Source organism: Bradyrhizobium sp. 197 (assembly GCF_023073375.1).
GTDB lineage: Bacteria > Pseudomonadota > Alphaproteobacteria > Rhizobiales > Xanthobacteraceae > Bradyrhizobium.
Map to the genome: position 1 here is coordinate 119,016 of NZ_JADPJJ010000129.1, position 14,827 is coordinate 133,842.

At 64.7% G+C, this 14,827-nt stretch carries 11 protein-coding genes; 4 read left to right on the forward strand and 7 right to left on the reverse strand.

From position 1 onward, the window contains the following. A complete protein-coding gene (locus IVB27_RS28950) occupies positions 1 to 1,020 on the reverse strand; it encodes a flagellar motor protein MotA (RefSeq protein WP_247341821.1) in 1,020 nt (339 codons plus the stop codon). 211 nt (positions 1,021 to 1,231) lie between these two features. Between IVB27_RS28950 and IVB27_RS28955 the strand changes: the two genes are divergently transcribed. The 4 genes from IVB27_RS28955 (at position 1,232) to IVB27_RS28970 (ending at position 8,091) form a co-directional block, all read left to right on the forward strand. After that, on the forward strand, positions 1,232 to 2,251 hold the full coding sequence (locus IVB27_RS28955) for an SAM-dependent methyltransferase (RefSeq protein ID WP_247446334.1): 1,020 nt from the start codon (positions 1,232 to 1,234) through the stop codon (positions 2,249 to 2,251). 228 nt (positions 2,252 to 2,479) lie between these two features. Further along, positions 2,480 to 3,673: an efflux RND transporter periplasmic adaptor subunit gene (locus IVB27_RS28960; RefSeq protein WP_247341815.1), complete on the forward strand. Its 1,194-nt coding sequence runs from the start codon at positions 2,480 to 2,482 to the stop codon at positions 3,671 to 3,673. A gap of 6 nt (positions 3,674 to 3,679) precedes the next feature. Further along, positions 3,680 to 6,838 (forward strand): multidrug efflux RND transporter permease subunit, encoded by a 3,159-nt coding sequence (locus IVB27_RS28965; RefSeq protein WP_247341812.1) that lies wholly within the window; start codon positions 3,680 to 3,682, stop codon positions 6,836 to 6,838. 128 nt (positions 6,839 to 6,966) lie between these two features. After that, positions 6,967 to 8,091, forward strand: coding sequence for an AAA family ATPase (locus IVB27_RS28970; RefSeq protein ID WP_247446335.1), 1,125 nt, complete (start codon positions 6,967 to 6,969; stop codon positions 8,089 to 8,091). Positions 8,092 to 8,537: 446 nt separating this feature from the next. On the opposite strand, the gene IVB27_RS28975 is transcribed toward IVB27_RS28970, so the two are convergent. The 6 genes from IVB27_RS28975 to IVB27_RS29000 all read right to left on the reverse strand — a co-directional run bounded on the left by IVB27_RS28975 (position 8,538) and on the right by IVB27_RS29000 (position 14,757). Beyond that, a complete protein-coding gene (locus IVB27_RS28975; RefSeq protein ID WP_247446336.1) occupies positions 8,538 to 9,323 on the reverse strand; it encodes an inositol monophosphatase family protein in 786 nt (261 codons plus the stop codon). Positions 9,324 to 9,420: 97 nt separating this feature from the next. Then, positions 9,421 to 10,485, reverse strand: a complete 1,065-nt coding sequence (locus IVB27_RS28980) for a tetratricopeptide repeat protein (RefSeq protein ID WP_247446337.1) — start codon at positions 10,483 to 10,485, stop codon at positions 9,421 to 9,423. A gap of 8 nt (positions 10,486 to 10,493) precedes the next feature. Continuing rightward, positions 10,494 to 11,198 (reverse strand): thiamine phosphate synthase, encoded by a 705-nt coding sequence (locus tag IVB27_RS28985; protein WP_247446338.1) that lies wholly within the window; start codon positions 11,196 to 11,198, stop codon positions 10,494 to 10,496. 3 nt (positions 11,199 to 11,201) lie between these two features. Continuing rightward, the gene (locus IVB27_RS28990) at positions 11,202 to 12,227 is read right to left on the reverse strand and encodes a class I fructose-bisphosphate aldolase (protein ID WP_247446339.1); all 1,026 of its coding nucleotides are present in this window, start codon (positions 12,225 to 12,227) and stop codon (positions 11,202 to 11,204) included. Between the two features lie 199 nt (positions 12,228 to 12,426). Then, complete coding sequence (gene fba / locus IVB27_RS28995) at positions 12,427 to 13,494, reverse strand: class II fructose-bisphosphate aldolase (protein ID WP_247446340.1); 1,068 nt, start codon at positions 13,492 to 13,494, stop codon at positions 12,427 to 12,429. A gap of 66 nt (positions 13,495 to 13,560) precedes the next feature. After that, on the reverse strand, positions 13,561 to 14,757 hold the full coding sequence (locus tag IVB27_RS29000; RefSeq protein WP_247446341.1) for a phosphoglycerate kinase: 1,197 nt from the start codon (positions 14,755 to 14,757) through the stop codon (positions 13,561 to 13,563). Between the last annotated feature and the right edge of the window lie 70 nt (positions 14,758 to 14,827).

Here is a 14,827-nt window from a genome sequence, read left to right on the forward strand (position 1 = left end):
CTAGCCCTTCTCGGGTTGACGCGCGATGCGCTCCAGCAGGCGCCGGATCTCGCGGTTCTGCTCGCCCTGGCCGTCGGCCCATTCGCGGATCATCTGCTGCTCGGTCCGCATGTGCGAGACCAGCGCCTGGATGGCTTCGGCAAGGCCTGCCATTGACGCGGTGGTGCTGCGGCTGGCCGTGCCCTCCTCGAGCACGATGCGCAGCCGCTCGACCGCGGCCTGAAGTTCGCCGCTGGCAACACCGCCGCCGCCGGAGGCCGCCGCGACCTCACCGCTTCCGTACTCGCGCACGGTGGTGGCGAGCCAGTCTTCGAGGTCGGTGTAGAAGCGGTTCTGCGCCTGGCTCGATTGCAGGTCGAGAAAGCCGAGGATCAGCGAGCCGGCGAGGCCGAACAGCGAGCTCGAGAACGAGATGCCCATGCCGCCGAGCGGCGCGGCGAGACCCTCCTTCAGCGTGTCGAACAGGGCGCCGGAATCGCCACCGACCTTGAGCCCGTCGATCACCTTGCCGACTGAGCCGACCGTCTCGATCAGGCCCCAGAAGGTGCCGAGCAGGCCGAGGAATACGAGAAGGCCGGTCATGTAGCGGGAGATGTCGCGGGCCTCGTCGAGGCGGGTCGCGATCGAATCGAGCAAGTGCCGCATGGTGGTCTGGGTGATCGACATCCGCCCGGAGCGCTCGCCGCCGAGGATCATCGCCATCGGCGCCAGCAGCTTGGGGTGGCGGGCGGGCGCCAGGCCGGGATCGGCGATGCGGAAATTGTTGACCCAGGAGACTTCAGGATAGAGCCGGATCACCTGGCGGAAGGCCAGGATGATGCCGATGAACATCACGCCGCCGATCAGCGCATTGAGGCCGGGATTGGCGAAGAAGGCCTGGATGATCTGCTTGTAGAGCACCACGCCGACCAGGGTGCAGAGCACCAGGAAGACCAGCATCCGCACCAGGAAAACGCTGGGCGAGGAGAGCTTGGTGTATTCGATGTCGATGGGGGAGCGAGGCGAGGCGCCTGACGGCATGGTCGGTATCATCCGTTACGAAACTTGCTTGCGGGCGCACTATGGCACAGCGCCAGCCCAAAAAAAGCGCCGGATGCGGCGATTTCGGGGAGGGTTGTGGAACCCAATGCCGAAACGGGGCTTTGATACCCGCGCATCTTGCAGAACTTCGGTATTCCACAGGCTTAGCTCGGATTTTTGGCCCCCTGCCGCCCAGAGACGGAGTGATCGCATGAGCGTCGTTTCCGCGATCATCGGGACTGCCGAACGGGTGCCGCTGCCCGATGTCGTGATCCGCGCGGCGATCCAGCGCCTGTGTTCGCGCACGGCGACGCGCCTGTCCGCGCTGGACGCGGCCGACGATGCCGCCTTCGCAGGAAGGATGATGCTGCGGCCGATCGCCGAGGACGCGGATGCCGGGCATGACGAGATGCCCGCTTCGTTCCTTGCGAAGGTGCTCGGTCCCAACCGCAAATACTCGTCCTGCTTCTACAAGACCGGCGCGACCACCTTGCGGGAGGCCGAGGAGGAGGCGCTGCGCCAGACCGTCGAGCATGCCGCTCTCGCCGACGGTCAGACCATCCTCGAACTCGGCTGCGGCGGGGGTTCGCTGTCGTTGTGGATGGCGCGTCAGTTTCCGCACGCGAAGGTGACGGCGGTGTCGAGCACGCAGGCGCAGCGCGCCTATGTCGAGGAAGAGGCGCGCCTGCGCGGTCTCCTCAACCTGTGCGTGGTCACTGCGGACATGAACGTGTTCGCGCCCGACGGGCAATTCGACCGCATCGTCTCGGTCGAGACCTTCGAGCACGTGATGAACTGGCGCAAGCTGATGACGCGCCTGCGCGCGTGGCTCGCGCCGGAGGGGCGGTTCTTCATGCACATCGTTGCCCATCGCTCCGGCTCACACCTGTTCGACCGGGCCAATCGCGAAGACTGGATTGCGCAGCATGTCTTCACGGGCGGGCTGATGCCGAGCCACCACCTCGTCAGGCAATTCGGCGACATCTTCACGATCGAGAAGGAATGGTGCTGGAGCGGCACGCATTATCAGCGCACCGCCAGCGACTGGCTCGCCAATTTCGACGCGCATCGCGGTTCCATCGAGACGGCCTTGCGCAACATCCATGGCGAGGAGACCGGCCTGTGGCTGCGACGCTGGCGCTGGCTCTTCCTCGCGACGTCGGGCCTGTTCGGCCACGCCGATGGAACCGAGTGGGGTGTCAGCCACTACCGGATGAAGGCCGCCGGGTAATTGCGATCTTCTGTCGCAGCACGCCGCGATGGAACCCGATTCACAATCGGGTGAGGCGTGAAAACCGCCATGACCTCAGCATGATAGGCCGTGTGACATTGAGCCGCCGCAACGTGCGTTGCGTCGCAGCAAGTCCCCTTTATGTTGACGACATCGGCCGCGCGGAATCACCCAGAACAGGCCCCGCGGAGCGTGATCGGTTTCAACAATATCGGGGCACCCCACTTCATGTCAGGACTTCGCGCGCGATCGGCATGCGTTGCAATGATGCTCGCGGCCTTTACGCCGCTGTTGGCAGGCTGCGACGAATCCAGCTCTGCCATTTCAGCCGCCCAGCCCAACGACCCCGACGTCAGCATTGTCATCGTCAAGCCGCAGCCGCGCGCCGTGGTGCGCGAACTGCCGGGCCGCATTGCGCCGACGCGCGTGTCCGACGTCCGGCCGCGCGTCTCCGGCATCGTGGTCGAGCGCCTGTTCCGACAGGGCAGCGAGGTGAAGGCGGGCGATGCACTGTACCGCATCGATCCGCGTCCGTTCGAGGTCGAAGTGATGGCCAACGACGCCGCGCTCGCCAAGGCCGAGGCTGCGTTGATGCAGACCCAGCAGCAGGCGCGCCGCATCGCCACGCTCACCGCCCAGCGCGCCGCGCCCGAAGCCGAGAACGAGAAGGCGATCGCGGCCGAGCGCCAGGCCCATGCCGAGGTCGAGGGCCGCAAGGCCGACCTCGCGCGCGCAAAGCTCAATCTCGACTATGCCACCGTGCGCGCGCCGATCGACGGCGTCGTCGGTGCTGCCCTGGTCAGCGAGGGCGCGCTCGCGGTCCAGAACGAGACCAACCTTGCCACGATCCAGCAGCTCGATCCGATCTATGCCGACTTCACCCAGTCGGTGAACGAGCTCAACCAGCTCCGCCGCGCCTTCGAGAGCGGCGACCTTGAGCGCATCGCGCCTGATGCCGCCAAGGTGCATCTCGTGCTCGACGACAACACCCTCTACTCGCTCGACGGCAAGTTGCTGTTCTCGGACGCCAAGGTTGATGCCAACACCGGTCAGGTGACCTTGCGCGGTGAGTTCCGCAATCCCAAGCGCGAGCTGCTGCCGGGCATGTATGTCCGGGTCCGCATCGACCAGGGCCTCGATAGCGACGCGATCGCGGTGCCGCAACAGGCGATCCAGCGCAACGGCGGCGGCGGCAGCGAGGTGTTCGTCGTCAAGGACGACAACCACATCGCGGTGCAGCCGGTGCGTACCGGCTCGGCACAGGACGGAATCTGGTTCGTTACCGACGGCCTGAAGGCGGGCGACAAGGTCGTGGTCGAAGGTTTCCAGAAATTCGCCGCCGGCGACAGGGTCAAGCCGCAATCCTGGTCGGAAGCGGATGCAACCGCGGACAATCGGCACGCCCAGAAGCTCACGCGGTAACAGGCCATGGCGAGTTTCTTCATCGACAGGCCGATCTTCGCCTGGGTGGTCGCGCTGTTCATCTGTCTGGTCGGCGCAATTTCGATTCCGCTGTTGCCGATCGCGCAGTATCCGATCATCGCCCCGCCCTCGATCTCGATCTCGACCAGCTATCCCGGCGCCTCGCCCGAAAACCTCTACAACAGCGTCACGCGGCTGATCGAGGAGGAGCTCAACGGCGCTTCCGGCATCCTCAATTTCGAATCCACCAGCGACTCGCTCGGCCAGGTCGAGATCATCGCCAATTTCCAGCCGGGCACCGACACCAGCGCCGCCTCGGTCGAGGTGCAGAACCGCATCAAGCGCGTCGAGGCGCGGCTGCCGCGCGCGGTGATGCAGCAAGGCATCCTGATCGAGGAAGCATCCAGCGCGGTGCTCCAGATCATCACGCTGAACTCGACCGACGGCAGCCTCGACGAGGTGGGCCTGGGCGACTTCATGATCCGCAACGTGCTCGGCGAGATCCGCCGCATCCCCGGCGTCGGCCGCGCCACGCTTTACTCGACCGAGCGTTCTTTGCGCGTCTGGGTCGATCCGGCAAAGCTGGTCGGCTATGGGCTGACCGCGGACGACGTCAACAAGGCGATCACCGCGCAGAACGCGCAGGTGGCATCGGGCAGCATCGGCGCCGAGCCGTCGACGTCGAGCCAGCGCACCTCCGCGCTGGTGCTGGTCAAGGGCCAGCTCTCGTCACCGGACGAATTCGGCTCCATCATCCTGCGCGCCAATGCCGATGGCTCGACCGTGCGTCTGCGCGACGTCGCGCGCATCGAGGTCGGCGGTCTCAGCTATCAGTTCAACACGCGTCTCGACGGCAAGCCGACCGCCGGTCTCTCGGTGCTGATGTCGCCGACCGGCAATGCGCTGGCGACTGCGAGCGCCGTCGAAGAGAAGATGAAGGAGCTGTCGCGCTTCTTCCCGGCCAATATCTCCTACGAGATTCCCTACAACATCACGCCGGTGGTCGAGGCCTCGATCAAGAAGGTGCTGACAACGCTGGTCGAAGCCATCGTGCTGGTGTTCGTGGTGATGTTCGTGTTCCTGCAGAACATCCGCTACACCATCATTCCGACCATCGTGGTGCCGGTGGCGTTGCTGGGCGCCTGTACCACGCTGCTGCTCGCCGGCTACTCCATCAACATGCTCTCGATGTTCGGCATGGTGCTCGCGGTCGGAATCCTCGTCGACGACGCCATCGTCGTGGTCGAGAACGTCGAGCGCATCATGGCCGAGGAAGGGTTGCCGCCGAAGGAGGCGACGCGGAAAGCGATGTCGCAGATCACCGGCGCCATCATCGGCATCACGCTGGTGCTGATGGCGGTGTTCGTGCCGATGGCGTTTTTCCCGGGCTCGGTCGGCATCATCTACCGCCAGTTCTCGGTGACCATGGTCGCCGCGATCGGCTTCTCCGCCTTCCTGGCGCTGTCGCTGACGCCGGCGCTGTGCGCGACCTTGCTCAAGCCCGTCGCGGCCGGCCACGGTCATGCCAAGAAGGGCGTGTTCGGCTGGTTCAACCGCATGCTCGACGGCAGCAAGGAGGGCTATTCGCGCACTGTCGGCTTCTCGCTGAAGCGCACCGGCCGCTTGATGCTGGTTTACGTCGCGCTGCTCGCCGGCCTGTCATGGGCCTTCGTCAACCTGCCCGGCGGCTTCCTGCCCGTCGACGACCAGGGCTTCGTCACCACCGACGTGCAGACACCGTCGGATTCGTCCTATGCCCGCACCGAGGCGGTGATCGAGAAGGTCGAGAAATATCTGGCGGAGCGGCCGGGCGTCGACAACGTCACCTTCCTCACCGGCTTCAGCTTCTCCGGCCAGGGCATGAACACCGCGCAGGCCTTCATTACCCTGAAGGACTGGTCGGAGCGCGGGCCGAAGGATTCGGCAGCGGCGATCGTCGCGGACATCAACCGCGATCTGTCGTCGTCAATCCGCGACGCAAAGATCGCCGCGCTGCAGCCACCGCCGATCGACAATCTCGGCAATTCCTCGGGCTTCTCGTTCCGCCTTCAGGACCGTGGCCAGAAGGGCTATCCGGCCCTGATGCGTGCCGCCGACCAGTTGATCGCGGAGGCCAACGCGAGTTCTGTGCTGCAGAAGGTCTATGTCGAGGGCCTGCCCGAGGCCGGCGTGGTCAATCTCGTGGTCGACCGCGAAAAGGCCGGCGCCTTCGGCGTCACCTTCGAGGACATCAACAACACGATCTCGACCAATCTCGGCTCGAACTACATCAACGACTTCCCGAACCGCGGCCGCATGCAGCGCGTCGTGGTGCAGGCCGATGCCCGCGACCGCATGCGGACCGAGGACATCCTCAACTACAATGTCAAGAACAGCCGCGGCCAGCTCGTGCCGTTCTCGTCCTTTACCACCGTGGAATGGGCACGCGGACCAACCCAGATCGCCGGCTTCAATTATTATCCGGCGGTGCGCATCTCGGGCGAGGCCAAGCCCGGCTTCACCTCGGGCGACGCCATCGCCGAGATGGAGCGGCTTTCCGGCAAGCTGCCGCGCGGCTTCGGCTATGAATGGACCGGACAATCGCTGCAGGAAAAGCTGTCCGGCTCGCAGGCGCCGTTCCTGCTGGCGCTGTCGGTGTTCGTGGTGTTCCTGTGCCTGGCCGCGCTGTACGAGAGCTGGACCATTCCGCTCGCGGTGCTGCTCACCGTGCCGCTCGGTATCGTCGGCGCCGTGATCGCGGCGATGCTGCGCGGCCTGCCGAACGACGTCTATTTCACCGTCGGCCTGATCACCATCATCGGACTAGCGGCAAAGGACGCGATCCTCATCATCGAATTCGCCAAGGATCTGCGGAAGGAAGGCAAGCCGCTGGTGGACGCCACCATCGAGGCCTGCCGCCTGCGCTTCCGCCCGATCCTGATGACCGGCCTCGCTTTCATCTGCGGCGTGCTGCCGATGGCCATCGCCCACGGCGCCGGCGGCGCCAGCCAGCAATCGCTCGGCTCCATCGTGATGGGCGGCATGATTGCGGTGGTGATCTTGGCCCTGCTGATGGTGCCGGTGTTCTTCGTCTCCGTGCAGCGCGTGCTGGGCGGGGATCGGGAGAAGGTGGCGGAGGAGGCCGAGATGTATGGGCCGCCCGCGCCGGCAAGGGCCGGCCACTGAACGCCAGATCGGTTTGCCTTCGGCTTGCTTTCTTGGGAGCATCAATCCAGACTGCATCCCTGGATTGAAAAAACCGTCATTCGCGCTGCACCGCGAATGCACGGTAGCCTGCCGATTGAGAGCATGCGATGCGTCCGATTGAAATTGCGATCTCGAACTATCGCTCCATTCGGCGGCTCTCCGTACCCATCCATCCCCTGTCGGTGTTTGTCGGCGAAAATGGAGTGGGCAAATCCAATCTCTACAAGTCCTTGTCGCTGTTGCGCGACGCGGCGACCGGTCAAATCACCCGCACGATCGCCGATGAAGGCGGATTGAATTCGGTCTGCTGGTCCGGCATTCGCAAGCGAGGCGAAGACGGGCGGCTGCGCCTCTCGGCCACATTCGACAGCATGAGGTATTCCATCGAGCTGGGGTTTCCAAGCCCGGCTCAGGCCGCGTTTTCCGGCGAGCCGATGATCAAGGCCGAAGGTATCGAGGCGACGCACGGCAAACGGACGGTCAAGCTGATGGAGCGGATTAATTCGCTCATCAGCGTCCGCGGCGAGAGCGGCGCCTGGAACGCTCACAAGGATGCGGTGCTGCCGTCAGAGACCGCGCTTGCGGCTTTTTCCAATGGCAAGCAATGCCCGGAAATCGACCTGATCAGAAATGCGATGCTGGGCTGGCGATTCTATCATGACTTTCGCACTGATCCGGCGTCACCGATACGAAAGCCTTGTCTGGCGATCGCAACGCCCTCACTCAGCGCCGATGGAACCGATTTGGCTGCCGCCCTCGCGACCCTTTATGTCATTCGGGAAGACGCCAACGACCTGCAGGACGCAATCCAGGATGCATTCCCGGGCGCCGAACTCCGCGCATGGGAGGAAAACGGCTTCTGTCAATTTGATCTGCAATTGGCGGATATGCCGCGGCCGTTCAGGGCTCATGAACTATCCGATGGCACGCTGAAATATATCTGCCTGCTCGCGGTGTTCATGGGTTACCGGCTGCCGCCGTTCATCGCGCTGAACGAACCCGAGACAAGCCTGCATCCGTCGCTGCTGGCACCGCTGGCCCGGCTGATCGCCAAGGCATCACGCCGCGCCGACATCTGGATTGTCACCCATTCGGAACAGCTGATGGAGGCGTTGCGAAGCGAGAGTTCGGTCCCACTTCGCCGGGTGATCAAGTCGAAAGGCGCCACGGCCATCGAGGGCCTGACCATCGGCGGTGAGTACCGCGACGAATCCGACGAGGATGACGCTTAGTTGGTTCAGATGAAGCCGCAGAGCTGCCACCCAGCGGCTTGGGAAGGAGCAGGCGATCCATGAGAATGGTGGCCGCCATAGCAATCGCTTATATACTTACGGGCGCTCTTTACATTTGGCGCGATTTCCGAAGGCCGGTCGATGAGCAGCCCAGCTATGTCAAGTGGGGCGGCATAAGGACCAAGCTGTTTATCGTGCTCTATTGGCTCCCCGGAACGTTGTCTGCGGCCTGCCGGGGCGGTGTCTTGCGAGACTTAGCCGTTCCATGGGCAATCTTTGCTGCTCTCATCGTCGCCGGGCTTTACTTCTCAAGTCGATAGCTTGCCGCAGGCGGAGCATCCAGTACGCCGCGGCCGTTCCATATCCAACTGAACTCTCTGGAATACTGGATCGTCCGCCTTCGCGGACGATGACAGAGGTGTGTAAGGCGCGACCTCGGCCTACGCCTACTTCCTCAACACCTTCACCAATTCCCCGTGCACGAACTCATTCCCGCACACGACATTGCCCGTCACCAGGGCATCGCCGGGCGTGTCGATGTCGGTGACCGTTCCGCCGGCCTCGCGCACCATGATCATACCCGCCGCGATGTCCCAGGATTGCAAATTGCGCTCCCAGTAGCCGTCGAGACGACCGGCGGCGACGAAGGCGAGATCGAGGGAGGCGGCGCCGAAGCGGCGGAGGCCGGCGACGCGGTCCTGGATCGCGCTCATCTCGCGGCGGAATTCCTCGTGGTCGCCGCGGCCGATATGGGGCAAGCCGCAGGCCACCACGCATTCGTTGAGCTGGCGCCGGCCGGCAACGCGCAGGCGCTGGTCGTTGAGGAAGGCGCCCTTGCCGCGCTCGGCGATATAGAGCTCGTCATTGGCGGGGTTGTAGATCACGCCTGCGATGATCGTGCCCTCGCGCGAAAGCCCGATCGAGATCGCGAATTGCGGGATGCCGTGCAGGAAGTTGGTGGTGCCGTCGAGCGGATCGACGATCCAGGTGTGGCTCTTGTCGGAGCCCTCGCGCGTTCCCCCTTCCTCGCCGATGAAGCCGTAGCCGGGGCGGGCCTTGGCGAGGTCCTGGTAGACGATTTCCTCAGCGCGCTTGTCCGCGAGCGAGACGTAATTCGCCGGTCCCTTCAGCGAGACCTGGAGATGCTCGATCTCGCCGAGATCGCGCTTGAGGCTGCGGCCGGCGCGGCGCGCGGCCTTGACCATGACGTTGATAGTTGCGGAATACAGCATGAGCTCTGGTCTTGAACGGGGGAAATGGCGCGAAATCGCGCCTGTTTGAGAGATTGGGTGCCCTGCGAGGGGCCCAACGTCAAGTCATTGCGTCAAGTCATTTGGTCCCGAGCCATTTCCTGGCGGCGGCCTCGACCTTGGCGCGCTCCTCGGCCGGCAAATCGGACAATTGCTTGTCCAGCTCCGGATCGCCCTTGCCGCCGGTCTTGGCCACGAGATGCCATTTAAAGCCTTCGACCTTGTCCACGGATGTACCCATGCCGTTGATCAGGACCCAGGCCAGCCGGTTCTGAGCGATCGCGCTGCCCTGGCGGGAGGCCTTGCGCAGCAGGGCCACGGCCGCCGGCTGGTTCTTCGGCGTACCGGTGCCGTTGAACAGCGCGATGGCGTATTCGACCTCGGCATCGACATTGTCCGTCAGCGTGGCGGCCTGGAGCAGACGCACCGCCCTTTCGGGGTCCTTGGGCACGCCGGTCCCTTCCTTGTAGAAGGTCGCGAGCGCGTATTGCGCCTCGGGCAGGCCGGCATCGGCGGCCTGGCGCAGCAGCTCGGCGGAGCGCTTGACGTCCTGCGGCAGGGTCTGGCCGTCGAGATAGAGCAGCGCGAGGTTATAGGCCGCCTTGGGCTCGCCGAGCTTGGCGGCGGAGGCCATCAGCTTGACCGCCTCGCCCTTATCGACCGCGCCGCCGCGGCCGGAAATCCTGAGCATGGCGAGCGCGAACATCGCCTCACGGTCGCCGGCATCGGCGGCGCGCTTGTACCATTGCAGCGCCTTGGCGTAGTCGCGCCGGATGCCCATCGCGTTGGAATAGAGTTCACCCAGCATGGTCATCGCCTTGGCATCGCCGGTCGCGGCACGGGCGGTGGCGAGATCGAGGGCGGTTTTGTACTGGCCGCGCTGATAGGCGCCGAACACCAGATCGACGTTGGAATTGTCGGTCGGAGGCGCCGGGATCACGGTTGCTGCCGGGGCCGGCTTGGGGGACGCCGAAGGTTTGGGAGCCGGCGCGGCCTCCTTTTTCTTGGCGACCGGGGGCGCCTTGGGCTTCTGTTTCTCGGCGGGCGGGCTCGGCGTCGCCGCAGGCGGCGTGATCTGGAGCTGCGCGGCCGCAGGCACCGTGAGCAGCAATGTGGCCAGGATGGTGATGCGCGGGAGCTTCATGTCGGGCGCTAGCCGTGCTCTCGACCCGCAGGCTTCCGGCCCGCAGTATCTTGGCCGGCAAGCGCTGTCGCATAGGCCTTCCTGATCGCAGCGTCGATCTCGATCAGCGCGGCCTTGGGTCCGCGCGGATCGGCCCAGATGAACTCGCCGACCAGCACGAAATCGGCGCCGCTGGCGGCGAATTCGTGGGCCTCTTCCAGCGACATGGCAAAGCCGACGCAGGGCGGCTCGAACAACTCGGCCCACCAATCCAGCCGCTCGGCAATCGCCTGAGACGACGGCCGCTGGCCTTTCTCGTCGGGCTCGCCGAACAGCACGTAGTCGGCGCCCAGCTCGCCCGCGCTCATGGAATCGTGGCGCGTCTCAAGCCCGCCGACGCCGGCGATACGATCGGGCTTGAGCGAGGGTGCAGCCTCTTCCAGCGCAGCGAGGCTCGCAAGATGCGCGCCGTCGGCGCCACCGCGCGCGACCAGTTCGGCATGGCCTTCAATGAGCAGCGCGGCGCCCGCTTTCTGAACCGGCGGCGCCAGAGCCTTGATCCGCGAGATCATGGTGCGTTGGTCGGTCTCCTTCAGCCGCAGCAGCACGGCCGCGACGTCGGCGGAAGCAAGCAGGCCGGGCAGCTCGGCCAGAAGCGAAGCGTGATCATCGACGACAGGCGTCGCGAGATAAAGGCGCGGCGCAGGGCGCGGCGGAGGAGATTTGTTCGACAAGATCTAGGCTGCCTTCTGTTCCAGGCTGCTTTGCCATTCGCCTCTGGAGGCGAGCCCATTCATACGCGCGCGGTGACTGAATGCGTTTTGTCCGGCTGCGACGTTCTCGGCCTTGCCCGACCAGGCCTTCTGCGGCGCGGCCTGGAGCGCGCGGCCGTAGGAGAAGGTCAGGGCCCAGGGCAGCGGACCGAGCTTGTGCATGGCGTTGAGATGCGCGGTCGCCTCTTCATCCGACTGGCCGCCGGAGAGGAAGGCGATGCCGGGCACCGCCGCGGGCACGCAGGCCTTGAGCAGCCGTATCGTCTTCTCCGCGACCTCCTCGACGGAAGCCTGCTTCGCGGACTTCTTGCCGGAGACTGCCATGTTCGGCTTCAGCACCATGCCATCGAGCGCGACCCGCTGCAGGCGCAATTCCTGGAAGGTCTTGTTGAGCACGCGGTTCGTCACCTCATAGCAGCGATCGATGTCGTGATCGCCGTCCATCAGCACTTCCGGCTCGACGATCGGTACGATCTGCGCAGCCTGGCACAGCGCCGCATAGCGCGCCAGCCCATGGGCGTTGACGCTGATCGCGGTCATCGAGGGAATACCGCTGCCGATGTCGATCACCGCGCGCCATTTGGCGAAGCGTGCGCCGCGCTCGTAATATCTCTTCAGCCGTTCGGCGAGCTTGTCGAGCCCGACGGTGACGAGCTCGCCCGGGCACATCGGCAGGGCTTGCGTGCCTTCGTCGACCTTGATGCCGGGAATGGCGCCGCTGCTCTCGATCAGCTTGACCAGGGGCGTGCCGTCCTTCGCGTCCTGCCAGATCGTCTCGTCATAGAGGATGACGCCGGAGATGTACCGGCTCATGGCTTCCTTCGAGCGGAACAGCATCTCGCGATAGTCGCGGCGGTTCTCTTCGGTCGATTCCACGCCGATCGCGTCGAAACGCTTCTTGATGGTGCCGGAGGATTCGTCGGCGGCAAGGATGCCCTTGCCGGGCGCGACCATGGCGGTCGCGATCCTGTTGAGCTCAGTCAGATTCATCGAGAGGTCCTCCCAAAACGATTCTGCCCTTGCCTGTGAAAATAGACCGTTCTCGGGCAAATGCCGAGTTAACGTTCGTCGCAGGGCAAGGGGGGAGGGGCTTTGGTACCGGCAACAAGGTCGCCATCCCGGGCTCGCCGGTTTGCGGGCGCCCGGAATGACGGAGAAAGTGGGGGCTGGTTACGCCACCGCGCGATCGCTACGCGACGCGGGGGGCGAGCTCGCCCTTGGCGTAGCGCTTGGCCATTTCGGCCGTCGTAAGCACCTTCTTGATCTTGGAAGCTTGCCCGGCGGTATTGAATTCCTGGAGCCGCTGCTTGCACAGCCTGGTCATCGCGTCCATCGCGGGCTTCAGGTACTTGCGCGGGTCGAACTCTTCCGGATTGTCCTTGAGCACTTTCCGGATCTGGCCGGTCATCGCCATGCGGTTGTCGGTGTCGATGTTGATCTTGCGAACGCCGTTCTTGATGCCGCGCTGGATCTCGGCGATCGGAACGCCCCAGGTCGGCTTCATCTTGCCGCCATAGGCGTTGATGATGTCCTGGAGGTCCTGCGGCACCGACGAGGAGCCGTGCATGACGAGATGGGTGTTCGGCAGCTTGCGGTGGATCTCCTCGATCACGTTCATGGCGAGGATGTCGCCGTCGGGCTTGCGGGTAAATTTGTAGGCGCCGTGAGAAGTCCCCATCGCGATCGCGAGCGCGTCGACCTGGGTCTCCTGGACGAACTTCACGGCTTCGTCCGGATTGGTCAGGAGCTGGTCGTGGCTTAGCTTGCCCTCGGCGCCGTGGCCGTCTTCCTTGTCGCCCATGCCGGTCTCGAGCGAGCCGAGCACGCCGAGCTCGCCCTCGACCGAGATGCCGCCGAGATGGGCCATGTCGGTCACAATCCTGGTGACGCCGACATTGTAGCCCCAGTCGCCGGGGGTCTTGCCGTCAGCCTTGAGCGAGCCGTCCATCATGACCGAGGTGAAGCCGGCCTGGATCGCGGTCATGCAGGTTGCGGCTTCATTGCCGTGGTCGAGATGCACGCAGACCGGGATGTGCGGATAGATCTCGGTCACCGCGTCCATCATGTGCTTGAGCATGATGTCGTTGGCGTAGGACCGCGCGCCGCGCGAGGCCTGGATGATGACGGGCGCGTCGACCTGATTGGCCGCGTCCATGATCGCCAGCGCCTGCTCCATATTGTTGATGTTGAAGGCCGGTACGCCGTAATCGTTCTCTGCCGCATGGTCGAGCAATTGACGCAACGTGATCCGAGCCATGTGTCTTCTTCTCCCGTTTGGGCCTGCAAGGCCACTTCTTGAAGGCCGCTAATTATTCGCGATTGATTATTTGGTGCGCAGAACTTCGACGCCGGGCAGGGGCTTGCCTTCCATCCATTCAAGAAATGCGCCACCGGCGGTCGAGACATAGGTGAACTGACCGGCCACATGGGCCTGGTTGAGGGCCGCGACGGTGTCACCACCGCCCGCGATCGAGATCAGCTTCTTGGCCTTGGTGCGCTCGGCGGCATGCTTGGCGGCCGCCATCGTGCCGCGATCGAAGGGTTGCATCTCGAAGGCACCGAGCGGTCCGTTCCAGACCAGCGTCGCCGCGTCGTCGATCGCGGCATGGACGCGAGCGATCGACTGCGGACCGACGTCGAGGATCATGCCGTCGGCCGGGATCGCGTCGAGGCCATAGGCATGCGACGGCGCGTTGGCGGCGAAATGATAGGCGACGACCGCGTCCACCGGCAGGATGATCGCGCAGTTGGCGGCTTCCGCCTTCTCCATGATGCGCAGCGCAGTCGCGGCGAGATCCTTCTCGGCCAGCGACTTGCCGATCCCGACGCCCTGGGCGTGCAGGAAGGTGTTGGCCATGCCGCCGCCGATCACGAGCGCGTCGACCTTGGTCACGAGGTTTTCGAGCAGGTCGATCTTGGTCGAGACCTTGGCACCGCCGATGATCGCGATGACGGGCTTGGCCGGTGAGCCCAGCGCCTTTTCCAGCGCAATCAGTTCGGCCTGCATGGTGCGGCCGGCATAGCCCGGCAGCTTGTGGCCGAGGCCTTCGGTCGAGGCGTGGGCGCGGTGCGCGGCCGAGAACGCGTCATTGACCCAGATGTCGCCGAGCTTGGCCAGTTCCGCGACGAAGGCGGGATCGTTCTGTTCCTCTTCCTTGTGGAAGCGGGTGTTTTCCAGGCAGAGGATGTCGCCGTCCTTCAAGCCGGCAACGGCCGAGGCCGCGGGCTCGCCGATGCAGTCGTCGGCGAAGGCGACGGGCTTCTTCACGACCTTGGCGAGCGCCTCGGCGACGGGCTTGAGCGAGTCCTTGGCATCGCGCCCTTTGGGTCGGCCGAAATGCGCGAGCAGGATGACCTTGCCGCCCTTGTCGGAGATTTCGGTGATGGTCGGCGCGACGCGCTCGAGCCGGGTCGCATCAGTGACGCGCCCGTTGTCCATGGGCACGTTGAGATCGACGCGCAGCAGCACGCGTTTGCCCTTCACGTCGACGTCGTCGAGGGTGCGGAATTTGTTGGTCATCTCTGGGCTCTCTTGTCCCGGGCGCACTGCGGCGCGAAGTGCCGCTGTGCAGAACCGGGACCTACGCGGG

Excerpts from the sequence above, each read along its gene's own strand:
- IVB27_RS29000 (WP_247446341.1), bottom strand. The coding sequence starts at position 14,757 with ATGACCAACAAATTCCGCACCCTCGACGACGTCGACGTGAAGGGCAAA.
- IVB27_RS28955 (WP_247446334.1), top strand. The coding sequence starts at position 1,232 with ATGAGCGTCGTTTCCGCGATCATCGGGACTGCCGAACGGGTGCCGCTG.
- IVB27_RS28950 (WP_247341821.1), bottom strand. The coding sequence starts at position 1,020 with ATGCCGTCAGGCGCCTCGCCTCGCTCCCCCATCGACATCGAATACACC.
- IVB27_RS28970 (WP_247446335.1), top strand. The coding sequence starts at position 6,967 with ATGCGTCCGATTGAAATTGCGATCTCGAACTATCGCTCCATTCGGCGG.
- IVB27_RS28990 (WP_247446339.1), bottom strand. The coding sequence starts at position 12,227 with ATGAATCTGACTGAGCTCAACAGGATCGCGACCGCCATGGTCGCGCCC.
- IVB27_RS28975 (WP_247446336.1), bottom strand. The coding sequence starts at position 9,323 with ATGCTGTATTCCGCAACTATCAACGTCATGGTCAAGGCCGCGCGCCGC.
- IVB27_RS28965 (WP_247341812.1), top strand. The coding sequence starts at position 3,680 with ATGGCGAGTTTCTTCATCGACAGGCCGATCTTCGCCTGGGTGGTCGCG.
- IVB27_RS28960 (WP_247341815.1), top strand. The coding sequence starts at position 2,480 with ATGTCAGGACTTCGCGCGCGATCGGCATGCGTTGCAATGATGCTCGCG.
- IVB27_RS28980 (WP_247446337.1), bottom strand. The coding sequence starts at position 10,485 with ATGAAGCTCCCGCGCATCACCATCCTGGCCACATTGCTGCTCACGGTG.
- fba (WP_247446340.1), bottom strand. The coding sequence starts at position 13,494 with ATGGCTCGGATCACGTTGCGTCAATTGCTCGACCATGCGGCAGAGAAC.